The 20,155-nt window shown below is 65.2% G+C and carries 15 protein-coding genes and 1 pseudogene; 10 read left to right on the forward strand and 6 right to left on the reverse strand.

What is annotated here, in order from left to right; genetic code table 11:
• Nucleotides 1-142 precede the first annotated feature (142 nt).
• The 4 genes from I8N68_RS28380 to I8N68_RS28395 all read left to right on the forward strand — a co-directional run bounded on the left by I8N68_RS28380 (nt 143) and on the right by I8N68_RS28395 (nt 3,948).
• Nucleotides 143-1,030: a S1 family peptidase gene (locus I8N68_RS28380; RefSeq protein WP_307813010.1), complete on the forward strand. Its 888-nt coding sequence runs from the start codon at nt 143-145 to the stop codon at nt 1,028-1,030.
• Between the two features lie 305 nt (nt 1,031-1,335).
• Nucleotides 1,336-2,346 carry a hypothetical protein gene (locus I8N68_RS28385; RefSeq protein WP_200215611.1) on the forward strand — a complete coding sequence of 337 codons (1,011 nt, stop codon included), beginning with the start codon at nt 1,336-1,338 and terminating at the stop codon, nt 2,344-2,346.
• Between the two features lie 32 nt (nt 2,347-2,378).
• Nucleotides 2,379-2,756 carry a VOC family protein gene (locus I8N68_RS28390; RefSeq protein WP_200215612.1) on the forward strand — a complete coding sequence of 126 codons (378 nt, stop codon included), beginning with the start codon at nt 2,379-2,381 and terminating at the stop codon, nt 2,754-2,756.
• A gap of 109 nt (nt 2,757-2,865) precedes the next feature.
• A complete protein-coding gene (locus I8N68_RS28395; protein WP_200215613.1) occupies nt 2,866-3,948 on the forward strand; it encodes an acyltransferase family protein in 1,083 nt (360 codons plus the stop codon).
• Nucleotides 3,949-4,254: 306 nt separating this feature from the next.
• On the opposite strand, the gene I8N68_RS28400 is transcribed toward I8N68_RS28395, so the two are convergent.
• Nucleotides 4,255-4,599, reverse strand: a complete 345-nt coding sequence (locus I8N68_RS28400) for a VOC family protein (RefSeq protein WP_200215614.1) — start codon at nt 4,597-4,599, stop codon at nt 4,255-4,257.
• Nucleotides 4,600-4,785: 186 nt separating this feature from the next.
• Here I8N68_RS28400 and I8N68_RS28405 point away from each other — a divergent pair, with 186 nt between their 5' ends.
• Together I8N68_RS28405 and I8N68_RS28410 are read left to right on the forward strand one after the other, a co-directional pair.
• The gene (locus I8N68_RS28405) at nt 4,786-5,484 is read left to right on the forward strand and encodes a hypothetical protein (RefSeq protein ID WP_200215615.1); all 699 of its coding nucleotides are present in this window, start codon (nt 4,786-4,788) and stop codon (nt 5,482-5,484) included.
• Nucleotides 5,481-5,837, forward strand: coding sequence for a transcriptional regulator (locus I8N68_RS28410; protein ID WP_200215616.1), 357 nt, complete (start codon nt 5,481-5,483; stop codon nt 5,835-5,837). Before I8N68_RS28405 ends, I8N68_RS28410 begins: the two co-directional genes overlap by 4 nt.
• A gap of 165 nt (nt 5,838-6,002) precedes the next feature.
• On the opposite strand, the gene I8N68_RS28415 is transcribed toward I8N68_RS28410, so the two are convergent.
• Together I8N68_RS28415 and I8N68_RS28420 are read right to left on the reverse strand one after the other, a co-directional pair.
• Nucleotides 6,003-6,845: an alpha/beta fold hydrolase gene (locus tag I8N68_RS28415; protein WP_200215617.1), complete on the reverse strand. Its 843-nt coding sequence runs from the start codon at nt 6,843-6,845 to the stop codon at nt 6,003-6,005.
• Between the two features lie 646 nt (nt 6,846-7,491).
• Nucleotides 7,492-8,472: a pentapeptide repeat-containing protein gene (locus I8N68_RS28420; RefSeq protein ID WP_200215619.1), complete on the reverse strand. Its 981-nt coding sequence runs from the start codon at nt 8,470-8,472 to the stop codon at nt 7,492-7,494.
• Between the two features lie 628 nt (nt 8,473-9,100).
• On the opposite strand from I8N68_RS28420, the gene I8N68_RS28425 reads away from it, so the two are divergent.
• The 3 genes from I8N68_RS28425 (at nt 9,101) to I8N68_RS28435 (ending at nt 17,619) form a co-directional block, all read left to right on the forward strand.
• Nucleotides 9,101-11,611 carry a DEAD/DEAH box helicase gene (locus I8N68_RS28425; protein WP_200215620.1) on the forward strand — a complete coding sequence of 837 codons (2,511 nt, stop codon included), beginning with the start codon at nt 9,101-9,103 and terminating at the stop codon, nt 11,609-11,611.
• Nucleotides 11,612-12,001: 390 nt separating this feature from the next.
• Nucleotides 12,002-14,887, forward strand: coding sequence for an HsdM family class I SAM-dependent methyltransferase (locus I8N68_RS28430; RefSeq protein ID WP_200215621.1), 2,886 nt, complete (start codon nt 12,002-12,004; stop codon nt 14,885-14,887).
• Nucleotides 14,888-16,491: 1,604 nt separating this feature from the next.
• Nucleotides 16,492-17,619, forward strand: a complete 1,128-nt coding sequence (locus tag I8N68_RS28435) for a hypothetical protein (protein ID WP_200215623.1) — start codon at nt 16,492-16,494, stop codon at nt 17,617-17,619.
• 536 nt (nt 17,620-18,155) lie between these two features.
• Here the strand turns inward: I8N68_RS28435 and I8N68_RS28440 are convergent.
• Nucleotides 18,156-18,632, reverse strand: coding sequence for a hypothetical protein (locus I8N68_RS28440; protein WP_200215624.1), 477 nt, complete (start codon nt 18,630-18,632; stop codon nt 18,156-18,158).
• Between the two features lie 209 nt (nt 18,633-18,841).
• On the opposite strand from I8N68_RS28440, the gene I8N68_RS28445 reads away from it, so the two are divergent.
• Entirely contained in the window at nt 18,842-19,408 is a 567-nt protein-coding gene (locus I8N68_RS28445; RefSeq protein WP_200215626.1) for an HD domain-containing protein, read from the forward strand.
• Here the strand turns inward: I8N68_RS28445 and I8N68_RS28450 are convergent.
• Entirely contained in the window at nt 19,396-19,866 is a 471-nt protein-coding gene (locus I8N68_RS28450) for an NUDIX hydrolase (protein ID WP_200215628.1), read from the reverse strand. The two genes, I8N68_RS28445 and I8N68_RS28450, sit on opposite strands and share 13 nt — an antisense overlap.
• A gap of 4 nt (nt 19,867-19,870) precedes the next feature.
• A pseudogene (locus I8N68_RS28455) lies at nt 19,871-20,155 on the reverse strand (hypothetical protein); the annotation flags it as partial.

Genomic DNA, 20,155 nt, shown 5'->3' on the forward strand with positions numbered 1-20,155 from the left:
CTTGCGGATGGATTGATGCACGCCGATACTGTCGAAAGCGTGTGTCAGGAGGACGACATCGCCCGACCCAGCGGTGCGTCTCCCGACGGCGACTCACGGGGCCACCACTCATCTGGTCCTATCACTCCCTGAGGAGGAGACAGTGAGGATCAAGCGCAGCCCATCCCGCAGCCACATCGGCCGATCCGCCCGACTGCTCGCCGTAACCGTCGGCATGGTGGCCACCAGCGCCTTTTCCCTGCCGACCGCCGTGTCGGCATCCCCTCAGGACTACTCCGCCAGTCAGCTGTCTGAAGTGAACGACTCCGTGCAACGGTCGGGCGTCGAGGGCATCGCATGGCACGTGGACGCCGCATCCAACCGTGTCGTGGTGACCGCAGACAGCACCGTCTCCCGCGCCGAGATCGCGAAGATCAAGCAGACTGCCGGCGCCAAGGCCGGTGCCATCCGGGTCGAGCGCGCATCCGGTGTTTTCGCCCCGCTGCTGTCCGCCGGTGATGCCATCTACGGCGGCCAGTACCGTTGCTCGCTCGGCTTCAACGTCGTGAGCGGCAGCACCTACTACTTCCTCACGGCCGGGCATTGCGGGAACGTGGCCAGCACCTGGTACACCAACTCCGGCCACACCACTCTCATCGGCCCGACCATGGGCTCCAGCTTCCCGGGCAACGACTACGCACTGGTCCGCTACGACAACACCTCGCTCACCCACCCCGGCGGGTATGCAGTCGCGGACGCGTTTGTCGGGGAGTCGGTCAAGCGCACCGGGTCGACCACCGGCACCCACAGCGGAACGGTCACCGCGCTCAACGTCTCGGTCCGCTATGTCGGCAAGGGCGGCGGCACCGTGAGTGGCATGATCCAGACGACCGTCTGTGCTGAGCCCGGCGACTCCGGCGGCCCGCTCTACGACGGCACCAGGGCGCTCGGCATCACCTCCGGCGGCAGTGGCGACTGCAAGTCCGGTGGCACAACCTTCTACCAGCCCGTACGCGAAGCGGCCAGCGCCTACGGCGTGACCGTCTACTGATCCACCAACCAAGCAGACGCAAAGGGCTCCCGGCCCCGGCCGGGAGCCCTTTGCCGCCGGGCGGATCCAGCGCGCTCTAGCGCATCACCTGGTCCGCATGCGATGCCACCAACCCACCAAGGACTACGTGCTCCGCCGCACCGCCGAGGGCAAGAGCAAGACTGCGATGGCTCAAGCGCTACATCGCCCGCGAGACCTACCCGCTACTAGCGTTCGACAGCGGACAAGCCCTTCTATGTCAGCGGGAGTCGGATGAACAGCTGGGCCTCTGGGTACGTCCCAGGAACCAGCGAATGGAGGTCAGCATGAAGACCATCATCTGGCTCATCCCCGTTGCCTACTTCGTCTACTTGCTCATCGGTGGAGTCGTTGGTGTGCGTAATCGGCGCCGTGGCGGCGATCCGGACGGCCCGACGAACCTTGATCCGCTGGTACGAGCATGGCGACGCCGCCGGTTCGAGCGGGGCAAGGGCGACAACTGGTTGACACGTCCTGGCGGCGGCCTCGGCGGCGCTGTACTTCGTCGAGCAGGCGCTTGGGAAAGAAATATGGATGCCGGTCGACGCGAGCCCAAGGGAGCTTCTGTTCCGGCCGGGCATGGCACCGGTTCCCGCTGGGCGCCCGTCGCTCCGATAGCCATTGCCGTATCCGCGGTGGCCGTCGCGGCGGTCGGAGCGTTCCTCCTTCGCCGAGCGGACGTCATCGGTCGGATCCTCGGACCGCTGGTGTACATACTCGCCGAGGTCGGCCTGGCGCTCGCCATGTTCGGAGCAATGGTGGGCAGGGCCCAGTATTTCGCCGCGTTGGGCGTGCCTCCGGCGTGGACACGGCCTCCGCTGCGCGGTGTGCAAGACGTCGACCTGCGCCGATGGGACAACTTGATCTGTGGGCTCCGGGCACCATGGCCGGGCGAACGCGACGCCGTTCTGGCCGCGGGGCGCGCCCGGGCGGAGGGTCTGCTGTCCATCGTGCTCCCGAGCGTCCTGCTGGCGCTGGTTTCTCTCGGAGGTGTGGTGTTGATGGCGCGAGTACCCGACACGCTGCTGTCGATAGTCGCGCTGCCCAACCTTTTCATGGGGCTCGTCATCGGGTGGGCCGCGGTGCGCTACGGCGTGGACGCGCAGCGTGCGCGCATCTATCTGACGCAATTTTCGGGGGCCGCCGGTCCCACTCTCCCGCCACCCGGGTCACCCGGACAGGCACGGCAAATCATGATCTGTCCTTCGACAGCGGCGCGCATCGCAGATGACAAGCAGGCGTTAGGACCTGTCCGGTTCGTCGCACATCATTCGTCATCTTCGAGATGGCTAACGTGATGGCAGCCGCCCATGACTTTGGAGGAGACGACATGTCCGACTCGATCCAGCTCCGTTCGGTCACGCTCGACTGCTCCGACGCCGGCCGCCTGGCGGCTTTCTACGCCGACATCACCGGCGGGACAGTGACGAATCTTGGCGAGCAATGGGCCACGGTCCAGTGCCCGGGCGGCCGAATGGATTTCCAGACCGTACCTGGCTACACACCACCCACCTGGCCCGACCCGGCCTCGTCGATCATGATGCACCTCGATTTCTATGTCGAGGATCGGACGGCCGCCGAAGCGCGCGTGCTGGCGGCAGGAGCAACCAAGTACGAGTTCCAGCCCAACAGCGGCCAGTGTTACGTCTACGCCGATCCGGCCGGTCACCCCTTCTGCCTGACCACCTGGGAAGACATGAAACCATGACCTGACCGTCAAGCCGGCCTGCCTGCGCGTACAGCGCTTCGCGGGCGGCCTTTGGTGATCCTGCTCACTCCAGCTAGATCGGGTATCGGCCGACCGGCAGCCTGGCCGGGTGACCACCACGGTGATGCCTGAGAGCCCTGGCGTCGCTGTCGGGCCCACCAGGCGCGACCCGTACATCGACAACGTCAAAGGACTGTTGATCGTCCTGGTCGCGCTCGGCCACATGGTGGGCCAGACGATCGGCTCCTCGCCAGGTGGCAGGACGATCTACACGTTCATCTACCTGTGCCACATGCCGGCCTTCGTCATGCTTTCGGGGATGCTCTCGGCAACCGAACTCACCGGCCGTCGTGCGGCGTCGCTGATCCGGGATCTGCTCGCGCCGTACGTGGTGTTTCAGCTGCTTTACATGACCTTCTACACGGTGATGGACAGGCCGATGCCCTGGACGGTCAACGAGTTCCTCTCCCCGATTTATCACCTGTGGTTCCTGCCCGCTCTGTTCATCTGGCGGATGCTCACTCCGCTCTTCGCCCAACTTCGCGGAGCGGTCGTCATCGCGATCGTGGTGTCCCTCTCCGCCGGAGCCGCCACGTTGCTCGGCCACGCCCTGTCGTTGGACCGGGTGGCAGGAATGCTGCCCTTCTTCGTCCTCGGCGTCCGGCTCGGTCGCGGCAGGCTCGCGTACCGCCCATCTCCGCTTGTGCGGTTGACCGCGATCGCCGTGCTCATCGCTGCCGCGCCGATGGCCTATCTGGTCGCCTCGCGCCTGTCGAGCCTCTGGGTGTACTGGAACCGCGCCTACCAGCGGCACGGGGTGGAGATGACCGAGGGCGTCCTGATCCGGCTTGGACTGATGGCCATCGGGTTGGCGATGACATGGGCGATCATGATGCTCGCTCCGCGTCGCCCGACGTTCCTCACGGGTTGGGGAGCCAACTCCATGTACCCGTATCTGCTGCACGGGTTCGTCGTCCTGGCCTTCGCCTGGTCAGCGCTCGACAACCAGGTCGGCAACATCCCAGCCTTGCTGGTGCTCATCGCCGCGGTCGTTGCGCTGGTCTGGATCACCGCCAGCCGGCCCGTGGTGTGGGCGTTGCGTCCGCTGGTCAGCCCTCCGGTCGGCTGGCTGCTCAGGGACGTCGTCCCAGCGAAGAAACATCAGTCCACGGCGGCGACCAGCCAGAGCTGAGGTTAGCCCGGTTCCTCACCCCCGATCCGGCGGGCAGGTGGTCGAGCACCAGCGTCTGTGACGAGGACGGAGACGACCTGCGACCTGCGACCTGCGGCGGAGCGTTGACCCGGAGAAGGGACGACCCCCGTCGGGGGGAGCCGGGTAGGTCGCACCAACGGCTCCGGCTGGGTGGCAAGGACTGCCGACACGCGCAGGGTTGCGGCCATCTGGTGATACCTGGCCACCGTTGTTGCTATGGGTTTCGCTTCCTTCTTGCTGCTTGGGCTGCCCTTCCGTCGGCCTCGCGAGCCGCCGAGCGGCGCGTCAGATTGCGACCGGGTGGCGCGGTTGGTAGAGACCGAGTTCGCCGCCACCGGGCAGCCGCAGCGCGGTGCGCAGCCCCCAGCGCTCCTCGGTGACCGGGATCGTGAACTCGACGCCCTTCGCGGCCAGGTCGGCCATGGTCGCCGCGACGTCGTCGCACATCAGGAAGAGCTCGTGGGCCTGCTCGCCCTCGGTCGGGTGCATGGCGAGCTCGGCCGGCGGGAGCTTGAAGATGAGCCAGCCATGGCCGGCGTCGACGTGGTGGTAGCCGAGCGTGTCCCGGAAGAAGGTGCGGTCCGCCTCTGGGTCGCGGCTATAGATGATCACATGAGCACCATTGATCATTCACCGACCATAATGCGGAGCTCCGGCGTGGTAACCCCAATCTCACCAGAATCGCGGCAGGTGAGCGGGCAGCGCGGACGAAGCTGACGAACATGAACGCCAAGATCAACGATTCGGCAATCGATGACATGCTCGTCATCGGCAGCCCCACTAGCGCCAATCGGTTTGTTGTGCAAATCTGTCTGCATGACTACTGATTCGGTACCCGCCAGCGGCGATCCTCGCCGGCTGCTCGCTGAGGCGCGTGACCTCGCGCGCCGGGTCCGTCTTGCTCAGCGGGTGACGTGGTTGCCGCTGCTGGTGCTGGCCCTGGTCACCTTCGGCGCGATTCCCGTTTACCGGTTTGGCCACCGAGTCGTCAGCGACTGCCACGTGGTGGCGGACGGTCAGGTATGCAAGGTCGAGTTTCAGGCCGTGGGGTTCTACTGGCTGGTGGCAATGGTGGTGGCGTATGTGGTGATCGCCGGCGGGTACCTGCGGGTGGCCCGGACCCGGGGAGTGGGCGCCCGGGTCTGGCCGTACGTGCTCACCGGTGTCGCGCTCGTCGTGCTGTTCTCCGCCGTCCCGCCGGCTTGGATCTTCCGCGACCCGACGGTGTACACCAACCACCCGTCCGCCTTTTCCCTCTTCCTGACCCGGCTGCTCAATCCGGCCGGCTTGATCGGGTTGGCCCTGCTGGTGCTGGCCTGGCTGGAGCGGCACGTCGCGCTGCTGCTGTACACGCTCGGATACCTGGCGGCGGTGCTGGTGCCGATCAACTTCGGCTGGGGGGCCGGCTGGGGCGGCCGGTGGGGGGACGCGCCCCCGCTGGTCATCAGCGGCGGTCTGCTGTTGCTGGGCAGCGCCGGCTTCGCGCTGGCGCAACGGCTGCGGCGGTCCCGGTGACCGGCCCCGCCGACACCCCGCCGCCGGACGAGACCGAATCCCCGCATCCGGTCACCGGGCTCGACGACGTGGTGCACCAGCGGGTCCGGCTCGGCATCCTCACCATCGCGCACGAGGCCCGCCGGGTGGAGTTCGGCTACCTGCGTACCCAACTGGAGCTGACCGCCGGCAACCTCTCCCAGCACATCGGCGTACTAGAGGCGGCCGGCCTGGTGCAGGTCGAGAAGGGCTACGCCGGCAAACGAGGCCGGACCTGGATCACCCTCACCGCAGCGGGCAACGCCGCCCTCGCCGAAGAGATCGCACGGCTGAAGCTACTGATCACCCGGGTCGAGACGGCCAGCGGCCAGTAGCGACACCAACCGACCGGCGGGAGTCCTGGAACCCTGGCGAATGGCGACCAGCTAGCTCAGCTACCCAAACACGGGTCGGCGAGCGCGGCAGCCAGCCGGCTGGGCCGTCAGCCCTGCTGCCACTCGGCCGGTTGCTGGAGCGCCGCCATGGCGCGGCAAGCCCGCTCAGCATGTGTGGCGCAGGAGTGCGTCCACCGCCACCGGCCAGGCCGTCCGTGGCAGGCCCTGACCGATGCCGCGCAACGTGAGCAGTGCGGCGCCTGGGATCTCCTCAGCCAGCGCCACGCCGTTCCCGTACGGGAAGAACGGATCCTCGTCGCCATGCACCACCAGCGTCGGCACGGCAATTTTGCCCAACCGCTCACGCCACCGCGGCCGGCAGTCGACGGCGGCGAACATGCTACCCAAGTGACTGGCACGCTGCGCCTTTGCCGTCCGTCCCGCCCGGTCGAAGACAAGCCCGGCACGGATGCGTGCGTCCGCCTCGTCGAATCCTCGCGTGCCTGACATCAGCCTTGCGCCCCCGGCCATGTGATCGATGACGCTGTCACGATCGGTCCAGTCCGGCTCCGGACGGCCGAACAGCTCCGCCATCATCTCCGGCGCGTGGTCGGGCAGGTCGGGATCCACCGGACCAGGAGCGACGGGCCGGGTGGAGATCAGCGTCAGCGACGCGACCTGGTCAGGATGGTCCAGCGCAAGCAGTTGCGCGACGAAGCCGCCGACGCCGAGCCCGACCACGTGCGTACCCCTCAACTCCAGTGCCACCAGCAGCTCGGCCGCATCGGTCACCAGATCACGCAGGTCGTACGCGGGCGCGTCAGGATCGACGAACGTCGACTGGCCCGTATCTCGCAGGTCATAACGCACCACATAGCGCCCGGTCAGCGCCGCACACAGTTCGTCCGGCCAGCTCAACATGGTGACGCCGATGAGCAGCACCGGCGGGTCCCCTGGGTCACCGAAGGTCTCGACGCAAAGCTCAACGTCGTTGACGTTGATCCGCATTGGGAGCTCCTTTCGCATCATCAGCTGATCTCTCCCGATGGCGAGTTCGCCGCTGGTGAGTATTCGACGCCCACCACTCCGGCCTTCTCCTCGTCTCGCTGCAGACACAAGGTAGACGAGCCAGGCCGCGCGGCCTCATCGGTCGCGGCCTCCGCGATCTGGCCGGATCGTGAGGGCGTCGAGTGGTCGGCCGAGTTCACCACCGGGCGGGAAGCGGTTCCACACCGCAGATGGGGACGACCCCCGTCGGGGGGAGCCGGACACAGCTCGTCGGCTCGTGCCGATCGTTGCCGACCAGTGCAATTGAGCAGCTGACGCTAGGCGTCCTCTGCCGCCTCGTACCCACCTGGATCAAAGGGCTTGCTGCCTCATCGCTGCCTCGGCCAGGGACTACGACCGTGCCGTGCGCTGCTGTACTTCTGCGCTGTGTCCACCCGCTGTCCGGCCCGGCATAGTCCTCGTCCCCCAGGGTGCCGTAGCGGCGGGACGCTCGCCCGCAGTTGGAACGGGAACCTAGAGGGTGACCTGTTCGGCTTGAAGGAATGATCATGGCTATCACCTTGGCGGGATGCGGGCTCTGGACTGCGGAAATCCAGGCACTTCAGCAGCGCAGCTCGGGGTGATAGGTCTGGTGGTCTCCGTGGCGCTAGAGGGGCCCCGGCCGCCACAGCTCCTGCGGGCTCCCGGGTGGCTTCTCTGGACACTGCTTGATGCCGAGGTGCTGGGGGCTGGTGTCGGTGAGCTTGCCGCATGGCATCTCCGCTGCGGTGAGCGACCCCGGGAACGTGACGTGGCGTGCGTTCACGCCTCGGAGCGAGGCGTCTTCAAGGTCGACTGTGCGCAGGTCGACATCGCTTATCGCAGCCCACGCCAGGCTGGTTCTGGGCCACCGCGCGCCGGATACGTCTACGCGGTGGAGCATGGCGCCGCGGAAATCCGCTGTGTGGAGGAGGGTCCCTGCGAAGCTGCCTCCGACAATCCGGGTTTCGATGAACTGAGTACCTACTCCGTCGGACTCTTCAATCGTTGTGTCATGCAGCATCGCCCAGTTGAACGACGTACTCGTGAGAGATGCTCCCGTGAGATCGGCCTGACTCAGGTCTGCGAACGCAAGATCAGTTCTCGAGAGGTCCACATGGCGGAGCCTCGCGTGCTTTAGGTCCGCACCCGCGAGGTCGAGGCCGGACAGATCGAGCGGTGCCTCTGGCGGTGCCCCATCTCGGGACGTCTGCTGGCGCGCGACGTCTAGGGGTTCTCTCCGAGCAAGCACCGTTAGGGCAGCCTGGAGATCGGACGCCGGCATCGGGACAGGCCGACTCCAGTCCCGCACGGGAGACGATGCAGAGCCAAGGTTCGGCTTCGCGGCATGCTCACGGATGAAGTTGACTAGAACACCCGTGATCGTCGGTTGTTCCGCAGGGTTGTCACGCAGGATGCGCTCCAACTGCAAAATTCCCGTGATCCGGACTTCCTTCTTTTCCGAGCCCAGTTGGTCAACGGCGGCCGTAAATCGCTCGGTTAGATGCGTTGCCTCAGCGATGCGGAGTTGCTCGCGGGTCAGTGCGACCGAATCCTGCGCAATGTCGGCAGAACGGTTCGTGTCGTACGCTGTCCAGCCAGCGATCATGACGGCCGCGATCGAAATCGGGAGACCAGCTCGCTGGCTCCAGGATTGCCTCTGCTGTGACGCGGCGGTCCTCAAGCCCCTACTGGCGGAGCCGCGACTACCCGCAGCTGAACTAGCCCGCGATCGGAGGGTGGGGGTGCGGACGCGGCGCCTGCCAGAAGCTGCTGTGCGGATCCGGTCCGCCACGGTTCGTCTCACCACGGTCTGATTTCACCGTATCGGCGCAACACCCCCCAGCCACCGTGAGTGTTTGATGGGCTGACCGTCCGGGTCCTCGCTGGGCTCGGGATGCACTCGATCTTCGAGGGCAGGCTGCGGAAGTCTCTCGATAGCCTGAGACGCCGGTTAGAGAGTTGGGGCCATCTGGGATGCCGCGACATCTCGCTTACAAGCTCTGTGCAGAGCGTCCGCACACGTCCGGGAGCGGCCGCTGGCTCGAAGTCTCGTCCATGTCAGCCCTCGTCAGTGTGCCGCCGTTCGGCGCGGTTGCTGTCAGCGTTGCTGTCGACAGCCATTCCGCCGGCGACCCCGCTGCCTGCAGCGTGGTGGGTTAGAGCCCCGCGGGAGGATGATGGGGTGAGCGCGGGCGAGGATGCCCGCGGGTAGGTCGCCCGAGGGGACATGCGCGATGCCGCTGGACTGGAGCCGGATCGGAAAGGGCAGCCGGGAGCCATTGCTGCGGCCCCGGGACATCTTCGCGGCGCTGCCGAACCGGCCGTGGCCATACCTGCGGCAAGAACAGGGCGAAGTCCTGGAGAAGTGGTTCGCACGGAAGGACGAGCGTGACCTCGTCATCAAGCAAAACACAGGCGGCGGCAAGACTGTCGTGGGCCTGTTGATCGCGCAGAGCACCCTCAATGAGGGTCTCGGCAAGGTCGTCTACCTCGCGCCGGACACCTACCTCGCCGAGCGCGTACGTGAGGAGGCGAGTCGACTCGGCCTGGCAACCGCCGACGATCCGGATGACCCGGCGTTCCGCGCCCAGCAGGCCATCCTGGTCACCACGTTCCAGAAGCTGATCAATGGCCAGTCGGTGTTCGGCGTAGTCGGCAGCTGGCGAGCCGCGATCGATCTCGGTTTGGTTGTGGTCGACGACGCGCACGCGGCGCTGGCCACCACAGAGAGCCAGTTCCGTCTCACGGTCCCGGCCGTGCACAAGTCCTACCTCAAACTGGTCAACATGTTCGAAGCCGACCTCCGGGCTCAGTCCTCGAAGGTATGGGCAGACATCAAAACCGGCGACTACACCGCCGCGGCGCGTATCCCGTTCTGGTCTTGGTCGGACCGGCGAGATGAGGTCATGGGGCTGTTGCATCCTCATCGGAGCGAGAAGGGCTTCGTGTTCACCTGGCCTCTGATCGCGAACGTCTTGCCGTTGTGCGCCGCCACGGTGACCAGCCGGGGCGTGGAGGTCCGGCCGCCCTGCCCACCGATCAATATGATCCCGTCGTTTAACCAAGCCCGGCGCCGGGTGTACCTGACCGCCACCCTCGCCGACGACAGCATCTTGGTGACGGACCTCGACGCCGACCCTGGCATGGTGGCCCGCCCCATCACGCCGGGCAGCGCGGCGGACCTCGGCGACCGCATGATCCTCGCTCCGATCGCGCTGAACAAGAATCTCGACGAGCACGCCGTGCGAATCATGGCCCGCCAGTTTGCCAACGGCGACCGTGACGGTGATGACGTGCCCGACTCGGAGCCGATCAACGTTGTCGTACTCGTACCCAGTGACAAGGCCGCGGCGGCCTGGAAGCCGTTTGCCGACCGTACCTACCACGTCGGCGACCTCAAGGTGGGCGTTGACGAGCTGAAAGCCGGCCACGTCGGTCTAGTAGTGATGGTCAACAAGTACGACGGGCTCGATCTGCCGGGTCGCGCTTGCGAGCTGCTGGTCCTAGACGGCATTCCCCGACCGCTCGACGGAGTGGAGCAACGCGAGGCGCTCCTGCTGCAGAAGAGCCCGGCCCGGTTGGCCCGCGAGGTGCAGCGCATCGAGCAGGGCATGGGACGTGGCGTGCGCGACACCGACGACCACTGCGTCGTCCTGCTGCTGGGAGCCAACCTGGGGGTTGCTACCCACGACCCCTTCCACCTAAGCCTGTTCTCGCCAGCAACCCGTGCGCAGCTCAACCTAAGCCGCGATATCGCCGATCAGATCAAGGGCGAGGGCCTGAACGCGGTCCGGATGGCGCTGTCGGCCTGCCTTACCCGTGACCCTCAATGGGTAGAGCGCAGCCGGCGGGCGCTGGCAGAGATCCGCTACGCCGACGCTGGGGTGGTGCGCCCAGAAGCCGTTGCCGTGCGGGAGGCATTCGATCTAGCCTCCGCTGGGCAGACCAGCGCGGCAGCCGATCGGCTCCAGCAGGCGATCAACAGCCTGGAGGACCCGGCAACGCGCGGTTGGCTCAAGGAGCAGAAGGCCGCCTACCTGCACCTCACCGACCCGGTTGCCGCACAGCAGCTCCTTGCTGCGGCAGTGTTGGAGAACCCCTTCGTGCTGCACCCCGCTGCGGGTGTCCCGCCGGCCCAGCTCAAGGCTGCCGCCGTCCAGGCACGCGCGGCGGCGGGGTTCCTGGCCGAGGAATACACCGACGGAATCTCGCTCGTGCTAGGCGTGCGGGCCCTACTCGACGAAATCCAGTGGGACGAGGAGCGCACCGACGATGCCGAAGCCGCATGGGAACAGCTAGGCCGCCACCTCGGGTTCACGAGTTCTCGGCCGGAGAAGTTGTACGGCAACGGACCGGACAACCTATGGGCCCTAAGCACCGACCGACACGCAGTGATCGAGCTGAAGACAGGGTGCACCACCACAACCATCGCCAAAAAGGACCTCGACCAACTCGGCGGCAGCGTCCGCTGGGACAAGGAGCAGCACCCCCAGGTCACCCCGTTGCCGGTCATGCTCCACCCCAGCCGCGACTGCGACGAGCGTGGCACGCCGGTACCGACCATGAGGGTCGTCACCCCGGCAAAGCTGGAGACCCTCAAGCTCGCGGTCGTGGCGTATGCAGTCGCCCTCGCCGACGGCCAGGGCCGCTGGGGCGACGAGCAAGCGGTCGGGAAGCAGCTCGCCCATCATAGGCTCGACGCCGGCAACCTGTTCCAGACCTACGCCGAGCCCGCGCGGACCTGAACTGACGTACGGAGGTCGGGAGCTTTGGTCGGCCGGCCTGGGCAATAACGCCCGTCCGATGCCTGCGCAGCACGGCAACCTCATCCACCCGTCACGACCTCCGCCGGGGGGATGCGGTCTCAAGCTATTGGCTACTGCCGGCCGGTGTCGGACCGTGTCGACGAGCAGGTGCCCGGAACCGTGCGCTGACGTTCGCATCCAACCCGCATCAAGGCTCACGCTGCCTTCTCTCGCTGCCTCGCTGCCTGCCACCTCGCTTGCAGGCTCCGGGCTGTTGCACACCGCCGATATTTTGCCTGGATGCACACGCCGGCCCTAGGCTGTCATGTCAAGCCGACACGCCCTAAGATCGTCCGTGATCTCCCGGCCAAAACCTACTAGCCTAGCGGGGTGAGCACCGTTCTTCCGGAAGGGGTCAGCTACGTCCTGGAGGAACTCGGCTACGCTCAGTCCGAAGGGCTCGTTAGCGCTGACAACGTCACGCCAGGTGCGCGCGGCTACATCTGGCGAGACTTGCATGAGAAGGTCAAACTCGACGCGGCCTTCTTCTATGACGGCGTTCCGCTGGTAGGGTTCGCCGCTGCTGACTCCTCTAACGACCTCAGGGATCTGCGCAAACGCCTTTGGAACTACGGCAGGGTCCCACTCCTGATTGCCTCCTCATCCGGCAACTCAGTCGAGGTGTACAACGCCGTATCCAATCCGCAGGATCCCGGGAACCCCTTCTCGGCACCGCTTGCCGAAGCAGCCTCCGGGACAAGGGCGCGCAGCGTTCTGCACGCTTTTGCGCGGAAGCAAGTCGAAGCTGGCGACTTCGCTCGTGACAACCTGCGATCTTATCGCGACACTCGTCGCGTCGAGCAGGGCTTGCTTCGCAATCTTCGACATCTCCGCCAGCAGCGAGGTCAAGGCTCACCGGCCAGAAGTGCAGCCATAGACGCCCTAATTGGCGGATGCCTGACGTCTAGATACCTTGAGGATCGCGGAGTCCTTGACGCCCGCCATTTGCTGGAGCTAGTCGGCGTCCGAGATTTGCAGACCGCACTGGAGGAGGGCACGGCCACGGCGCTGCAGCTCTTCGAGGGGCTTGCTCAGCGTTTCAATGGTGACGTTTTTGGCGTGATGCCGAACGCGATCAGCAACTTGGAGAACGCCGACCTTCGGGCGGTCGCGTCTCTGCTACGTGGAGACGACCTGCTCACTGGTCAAGGCTCGCTGTGGCCCTACGACTTCTCTATTGTTCCGGCCGATCTGGTTAGTAGTGTCTACGAACAACTCTTGGAGACTAGGCGGGCGACGGAAGCCACTCACTACACGCCACGGTTCCTCGTGGATGTGGTCTTGGACGAAGTTATCCCACACGAAAGCGACAGCGAGCCGCGCGTAATCGACTTGGCATGTGGAAGCGGCGCTTTCATTACCGAAGCCTATCGGCGCTTGGTATATCGGCGGGTGAGCTCTGGCCAAGAACTCACGTATCAAGACCTCAAAGAGCTGCTGCAACAGCGGATTTTCGGCATCGACATTAATGACGCAGCAGCACGTGTGACTGTCTTCGGCCTCTATCTCAGTCTTTTAGAGGAGATCGACCCGCCTACAATCTGGGAAACGGCGGTCCTTCCGCAGCTCATTGGCCGCAATATCCTCGTCTCTGACGCGTTCGCCGGCCATGCTTTATCACACGAAAGTTTCGATGTAGTAGTTAGCAATCCTCCGTGGAGCAGCAGCCTCACTCCGGCGGCTCGGCGTTACCTGCATGAGAGGGAGCTGCCTGTCGGGGATAACCAGTCGGCCCAAGCGTTTATGTGGCTTGCTGCCGACATGCTGAAGCCCGGCGGCCGTCTTGGTCTCGTAATGCCCGCGAAGGGAATGCTTCATAATCGGAGCCGCCCCAACGTGGCGTTTCGCGCAGCCATCTTTCAGGAACTCGACTTCCGAACTATTATCGACCTTTCGGCGCTTCGTAGGAGCATCTTCGCGCATGCCATAGCTCCGACCGTCATCGCTATCGCCGAGCGCCCACTTTCTCAAACTGGCGCTGCATCGATTGATCGGCAGCGCCGATCCATTCTGCACGTTGCCCCCCACGTTCGACCCCTCAGTGCGGCCGTCGACGCTCTCGTCATAACGCCAGAGGAGGTGCGAACTGTTAGCGCCAGGGAAGCAATAGGCCGTCCGGACATCTGGAAGGTTCTATTATGGGGATCTGTGAGAGACTTGGAGCTCATTGATCACCTAAGGTCGTCCTTTCCTTCCCTAGGAGACTTGGCCGAAGAACACGAATGGGTCATTGGCCAAGGGTACAAGGATGCTCCCCGTCTCTCCCAGGCCGACGCGACTCACCTTCACGGGTTCGACCTAATCGAGGCTCGGTCGGTGCAAGCCCTACGGTTGCACCCAGCGCCGAGCAGCACGTTCCAACGTCCAACGCTGCACCGCCCCCGCACGGCAGACCGCTATAAGGGCCCGCTGGTGCTAATTCCTCGAACGCTCCCTGGAGGACGTCTCTCCGCCGCCTTCTATGCCCGGGATGCTGTATACCCAAGCGGGATTACCGGCATCTCCGGCAAGGCCGCAGATGCACCTCTACTTCGCGCAGTTGCAGCTACGATGGTTTCCTCTCTCGGCCAATACTGGCATTTCATGACCAGCTCTTCCTGGGGTGTCGAGAGGGATTCGGTTGAGACAAGCGAGCTTCGAGAAATGCCGATTGCGATTCCCGGCTCAGACGAAGCGTATAGGCTGGAGCGCCTCCTGGACAGCGGAGCCGATCTTGAATCTATGATGCCAGAGTTGGACGATTTGGTCTTCGATGCATACAAGTTGGATGAGTCGGAGCGGCAGAGGGTTCGCCAAGGAGTAGCAGGTGGAGTGGAGAGGTTTAGGCGAAGTGGGCGAGGCGGGTCGCTGGTCGACGCAGATGGGATTGGCCTTTACTGCAGCACCCTTGAAGACCAGCTGGCACTAAGTCTTCCTGACCTTGGCATCAGCACAAGCCATGCGGGCGAAGGATCCTATCTCCTGGTTGCGATCAACTTCTCACCTTCTGCCAATGGCGGGGAGATTGTAGAAGCGGCACCGGTGGACTGGGAAAACTTTTCGCGAAGGCTATCGCCGGCCGCCCGCACGACTGCCGTGGTCGCACAACCAGCAGGTCTATTCGTTGACGGCGATTCGGTCTACGTCATTAAGACAAGAGATGCTGACCGCTGGTCCTTTAATGCAGCGCTCGATGATGCTGACAGAGTTTTCTCTGCCGTAGCCTTTGGGGCATGACTTGCTCAGTGATCTCGTTCCGAAAATTGAGGGCCGGGCTTCTCTTTGGCTGGCTCGCCGGTTCGCTGGGCGCGCCGAGGCGCTTCTCTCAGATTTGATGGTCGGAGCCCTAGCGTTGTGGGAGGCTGAGTCGTTTTCCAGGTATAACGACCACGAACTCTCCTGTACGGTTCGGTTGTTCGCCTGCTGTCGAATGGTCTTGACGACGGAGAAAGGCAAGTACGCTCAGGTCTCAATCTCCTACGATGCCGCTCAACCGTCACCCGAGATGCTCGCTGGGACTGCGGATCCCACTCGCTCACCTCGGCCCGACCTAACACTTCGAGTTGGCGCAACCCACATTCGCCTAGAAGCGAAACTACTCGGGGGAAGCAGGAAGCTTGCTCGGCTGTACGTTTCGAAGGGCATGGCTCGCTTCCTCGATGGACGGTACGGAGAAGTCGGCGTCCCAGGTGTCATGATTGGGTACTTACTAGCGGGCGAACCCTCGACGGTGGTCGACTGGGTGAACTCAGCTCTAGGTACTGAATTGAACCGCCTACCGATTGAGTTGTTGGTACCGCAGGAGAGTCAGCACCCTAAGCTGCTTGTCCATTACAGTCACCACGACCCAGCAATACGTCTGATCCACCATATGGTCGACTTGCGGCGAGGTTCTTAACCCTTCCAGAGATCCGTCCATCGTGCCATAGGCCAAATCGGCGAGTAGAAGAGCTGGCGCCAAGCGGTCCTGTGTCAAGCGAACCTTTAGGGAGCGTCGGCGTTGTGTAGGTGAGGTGACCCTGGTAAACCTCTTGTATGGCAAGTAGGTGGGGGCGATGCACTGCAGATACAAGGTCCGGCTCTCGGTGCCCCAATGGCGCGGCGAACGAGTCGCTTCTTTGCCACGTGCATGATCCTGCGTTGCAATGTAGAGCCCTTATCGGTCCTGGCACTCGGCAATGCACGGTAGCCACCGGAGGCGGCCACTGTGTTGAGCATCGAGTACAGGAGCAGGACACCCTGTTTTAACGGACGGCTGGCCGCGGTTTGGCGATGAGGCCGTGGTGGGGATGCGGCGCGTGTTACCCGGGCAGGCCCCCGCCTGCCGGCTTTAGCCGGCCCGAGGGGTCGCAGAGGCTCCGGGGTCAAGGGCGGCCCGCAGGGCCGTCGCGCAGCGATGCGAAGCACCCTTGACGCTGGAGGGGCGGCCCCGCATCCTCCGCGCCGCATCCCCACCACGGCCGGCAGTGACTCGCGCTACGGCGTGGCGGTACGACGGCCGCCGCGTTCCGGCCGGCTGCCGGCCCACCACACCACCGGTCAACGGTCTGCCGTTCTGCGGCGGCCCACCGGGCTCTCCGCTCTCCGCGCCAGCCGCGGGCATCAGGCGTGACGGCCGCAGAGCGACAGCGGCAGCGGCCGGCGCGCGCCCAGGCGGCGGCGCGTGCGGCCCGTTGCGGGCCGCCTTGAAGACGTACAGAAAGTTTGAACGACTTTGCCGGCAGCCGGCGCGACATCTGACGCAAGCGGGTTCGTGCGTGAAACGGATCAGGCCAGCGAGCTAGTCACGCCCACCCGGTTGGACAATGGCCGACCGTGACAAGAGTGTCCACGATGGGTAGATGAGTCAGCAAGGGACGGCGGCAGGCGCGGCAATGCCTGGAGCCGCGGACGAGCTGCGACAGGACGAGGGCGGCCGCCGGGATCCGTACCGGCAAGCGTCCGGCTTCTTGATGGGAACCGCTGCCGGCAGCATGTTCTTCAACCTGTTGAGCACCTCGATCGGTTTCCGAGGCGTCGCGGTAATCGCGCTCGCTGCTGGGCTGATCGCAATGATCGGCTGGCTTCGCCGTCTCCCCCGCCGCGCTCCCTTGTCCCGCGCTGCGATCCCAGTCCTGCTCAGTCTTGCCCTGATCGCCGCAATCGCCGCTCTGGCACCCGGTTGGTCAGGCCCAGCGACCATCCTTGCCGCCCTGCTTCTGCTGACGGGAGCAGGACTTGCGGCCACGCTGGAGCGGGCGGTTGGCCTCGTGGTCTCTATCGCGGCGATCAGCTGTGGGATTTTCGGCATTGCGTTCGGCCTCGCCGGTCTACGCGCAACTCCGATCGGCGCAGCATACGTCGCTATAGGGGTTGGGCTCGTCGTCATGGTTGTCGCCGGCCCGCGCCGCACCAGGCTGGCAGGCGTAGCGCTCATCGGCGCCGGCTTTGGAGCGGGGATTATCGGCCTCACCGGCGCCCTCCTGCACCATAGCGATTTCCTGTTCGGTGCGATGTTCGTGGTGATGGGAATTGCGATCATCGGCCTCGGAACCGCCTCTTTCCGCGGCAGGGTCACCTTGATGCGTGCAGGGCTCCTGGTGAGTGGCGTTCCGATCGCCGTCCTCGGCGTCGTCTTCATACACACGAGCACGGCGGTGGGCGCATCGTTCATCGCCATGGGGATTGGGATCATCAGCCTCGGCGCTGCCCTCGTAATTGACGACACCACCCTGGCCAGCACAGCCGCCATGGGCCTCGGAATCGCGATGATCGCCCTCGGTGTCGCCCTCATACCCGACGTTAGTGCCCTAGTCGGCGCAGCGTCCGTCGGCATCGGTATCAGCATCGTCGGGTACGCCGCCCAAACACTGCACCATCTCGGTGCTACCGCCCGCGTGTGGAGACGGCTGACGGCCATGACTCGAGAACCTCCGTCGCCTCCAAATCAGCCAGTGTCGGATCAGGAGCCGATGCGGCTTGATCCGTGATTTCGGCCGGGGCAGTCGCGGGGACGAGCGCGAAGAGCAAGGCGAGCGGCAGCCCAGCGACGGTGCATTTTGCGCAGCTCTCGGATCAGCGCCTCCACCTACGGCAAAGCGGCCGCTCGATGCCCCGAGCGTCTTCCCTTACCGGAAGATGGTCTAGCCGGACGTGTCACACGGCCCCGAAGACTCGTCTGGTATGCACGTCGGAGACCGGATATCGCCAGCAGCCGCCTGGCTCGTACGTGTGTTCGAGTAGGCTGCTCTGGGTGAAGGTACGAGGGCGTTGGTGGAACGGCGCTTGGGGTCGCATGGCCCGGCGCGACCTCTGGTTGGTCTCCGACGGCCAGCTCTGGCGGGTTCGTGGCCGCCTCGGTGGTGATGGGGGGCAGGAGGTCTCGTATGACTTCCCGGATGAGGCGTCCGCCCGCTCGATGGTCGATCGGATGATGAAGACCTCGGCCGGCACCTGGCGGGATCTCACGGAGGCTGTCCGGGAGGAGGCAAGCCGCCGGCGGATCCGCTAGCCAGGCCGGGAGTCGTCAACGGCAGGTGTCCGCCCGTACGTGCACACCGCACCACAGCGGCAGGTCGACTGCCCACACCCGCCAGCCGCCGGCGTCGCGCCGTGCCTGGAACCGCCACGGGTGGGCGTCGCCGCTGAGGTTGACCTTTTCGTTCCACCAGATCGCGTGGACCTCGGCGGTCACCGTCGCGCGGTCGTCGCCCTGGTCCTCGACGTCGATCAGTCCAACTACCTCAAGCTTCGACGGAACGTTTCCCCGTCCCATCTCGCCGCGGTACTGGCGCCACTGCCGCAGCAGCTCGTCATGACGCCTGCCCGCCAGCACCCGCGATAGGCCGATCTCCTCTCCGCTGCTCATCTGGAGCACGTATACGTTCACCGCCGCGTCCGGCGACGCCTCACCTCGATCTGCCTCGACCTGCCGACGGACAGCCCACGACACCGGCACGGCCACGACCCCGGTACACAGCACGGCCACGAGCGAGAGCGCCATCCACGGCCAATGGCGCTGCGAGCGAACCAATGCGTTGCTTGCCGTTGCCCGGTGACCCGGCAGCGCTGGTACCTCCCCTGGTCCCATAGACGCAACATATGCCCCTGGCGGATATCTCACCTAGTGCGGGCAGCCGAGGGCCACCTGCTAGTGCTGCTCGCCTGCTGGCGGGATGGTGGGGAGCCGGAGCGCTCCGTAGGCTGACAGGCATGGCCACCCTCGTCGATGTCGCCCGGGAGATCGCGCGCCACAAGCTGGAAGCTCCGCTGCCCCGTCGTTGGAGCCACGTCCGGGCGGTAGCAGCGAAGGCCCATGCAGTCAGCGAGGCGGTCGAGCCGGAGGATCGAGACGTGTTGGTGGCCTCCGCGTGGCTGCACGACGTGGGTTACAGCCCTGACCTCGTCGATACGGGCTTCCACTCCCTCGACGGAGGGAGGTGGCTGCGGCGGGAACGGTTCGACGACCGGATTGCCGGCCTAGTCGCCCACCACTCGTGCGCCTGGCTGGAAGCGCAAGAACGCGGGCTGCATGACATCCTGGTCGCCGAGTTCCCCCGAGAAGAGTCGGCGGTCGCCGATGCCCTGTGCTTCTCGGACATGACGACCGGACCCGACGGTCAGGACTTCGAGGTGTTGGAGCGGCTGGCGGAGATCCGGTCCCGCTACGGCCCGGATCATCTCGTCACGCGCTTCATCATCCGGGCGGGGCCGGAGATGGTCGCCGCGGTGCGCCGTACGCAGACCCGGTTCGCGGGAAGTGTGCCTCAGCCGATGTAGGGCTCGCTGCGCTCTTCGTACCCGTGCATGATGCGCAACAGGGTCGACGGGTGGATGTCGTACTCGCCCAGTTCGTCGCGCTCCACCCAGCGGACAGCGGTTGACTCCTTGCTCGGGGTCGGCACCCCGTCGACCGGTACTGCACGGAAGCACAGGGAGAACTGCTGACGCACCTCGCCGTCCGAGTACGCGATGACGTGGCGAGGATCGGAGTAGATCCCCACGATCCCAGTCACCTCGACGGTGATCCCGGTTTCCTCCCGTGTCTCCCTGACGGCCGTCTGCGCCACGGCCTCTCCGATCTCCTGCCCGCCGCTGGGCAGCGACCAGAGTCCGTTGTCGCTGCGCTCAATGAGCAGAACCCGACCGCTCTCGTCCCTCACGAACACGGAGACAGCGACGACGATGCTGTTGGCTTTCGGCGCGTCTGGGTCGTGGTAGTGCTCAGTCCTCGCCATGGGCCTAGGCTGCCACCTCGTCTCGGTGACGGGGCCAGGAGGCTGACAGGACCCGGTCGAAGCTGTCGGCGTAGGTGCCGAACAGGTCGCCACCGGAGAGCCGGCGGAGATGCATCACGGGTGCGTGCGGCGCCGGAAAGCCGAGTACGTGCATGTTGACCAGCATCTCGTCGTCAAAGCGGTAGATCGAGTTGTAGAGCGTCGTCTCGTGGTACCGGACCTGGACTCCGGGCACTCCCTCAAGCCGGTTGTAGTACTGCTGCACCTGACGGATCTTCGCTGCCATGAC

The sequence above is a fragment of the Micromonospora coerulea genome (assembly GCF_016598485.1).
GTDB classification, from domain to species: Bacteria; Actinomycetota; Actinomycetes; order Mycobacteriales; family Micromonosporaceae; genus Micromonospora; species Micromonospora coerulea.

What these genes read in the sequence shown, in the direction of transcription:
- I8N68_RS28405 (WP_200215615.1), top strand. Translation starts at nt 4,786, where the DNA reads ATGACTACTGATTCGGTACCCGCCAGCGGCGATCCTCGCCGGCTGCTC.
- I8N68_RS28390 (WP_200215612.1), top strand. Translation starts at nt 2,379, where the DNA reads ATGTCCGACTCGATCCAGCTCCGTTCGGTCACGCTCGACTGCTCCGAC.
- I8N68_RS28440 (WP_200215624.1), bottom strand. Translation starts at nt 18,632, where the DNA reads ATGGCGCTCTCGCTCGTGGCCGTGCTGTGTACCGGGGTCGTGGCCGTG.
- I8N68_RS28400 (WP_200215614.1), bottom strand. Translation starts at nt 4,599, where the DNA reads ATGATCAATGGTGCTCATGTGATCATCTATAGCCGCGACCCAGAGGCG.
- I8N68_RS28385 (WP_200215611.1), top strand. Translation starts at nt 1,336, where the DNA reads ATGAAGACCATCATCTGGCTCATCCCCGTTGCCTACTTCGTCTACTTG.
- I8N68_RS28415 (WP_200215617.1), bottom strand. Translation starts at nt 6,845, where the DNA reads ATGCGGATCAACGTCAACGACGTTGAGCTTTGCGTCGAGACCTTCGGT.
- I8N68_RS28420 (WP_200215619.1), bottom strand. Translation starts at nt 8,472, where the DNA reads ATGATCGCTGGCTGGACAGCGTACGACACGAACCGTTCTGCCGACATT.
- I8N68_RS28435 (WP_200215623.1), top strand. Translation starts at nt 16,492, where the DNA reads ATGAGTCAGCAAGGGACGGCGGCAGGCGCGGCAATGCCTGGAGCCGCG.
- I8N68_RS28445 (WP_200215626.1), top strand. Translation starts at nt 18,842, where the DNA reads ATGGCCACCCTCGTCGATGTCGCCCGGGAGATCGCGCGCCACAAGCTG.
- I8N68_RS28450 (WP_200215628.1), bottom strand. Translation starts at nt 19,866, where the DNA reads ATGGCGAGGACTGAGCACTACCACGACCCAGACGCGCCGAAAGCCAAC.
- I8N68_RS28425 (WP_200215620.1), top strand. Translation starts at nt 9,101, where the DNA reads ATGCCGCTGGACTGGAGCCGGATCGGAAAGGGCAGCCGGGAGCCATTG.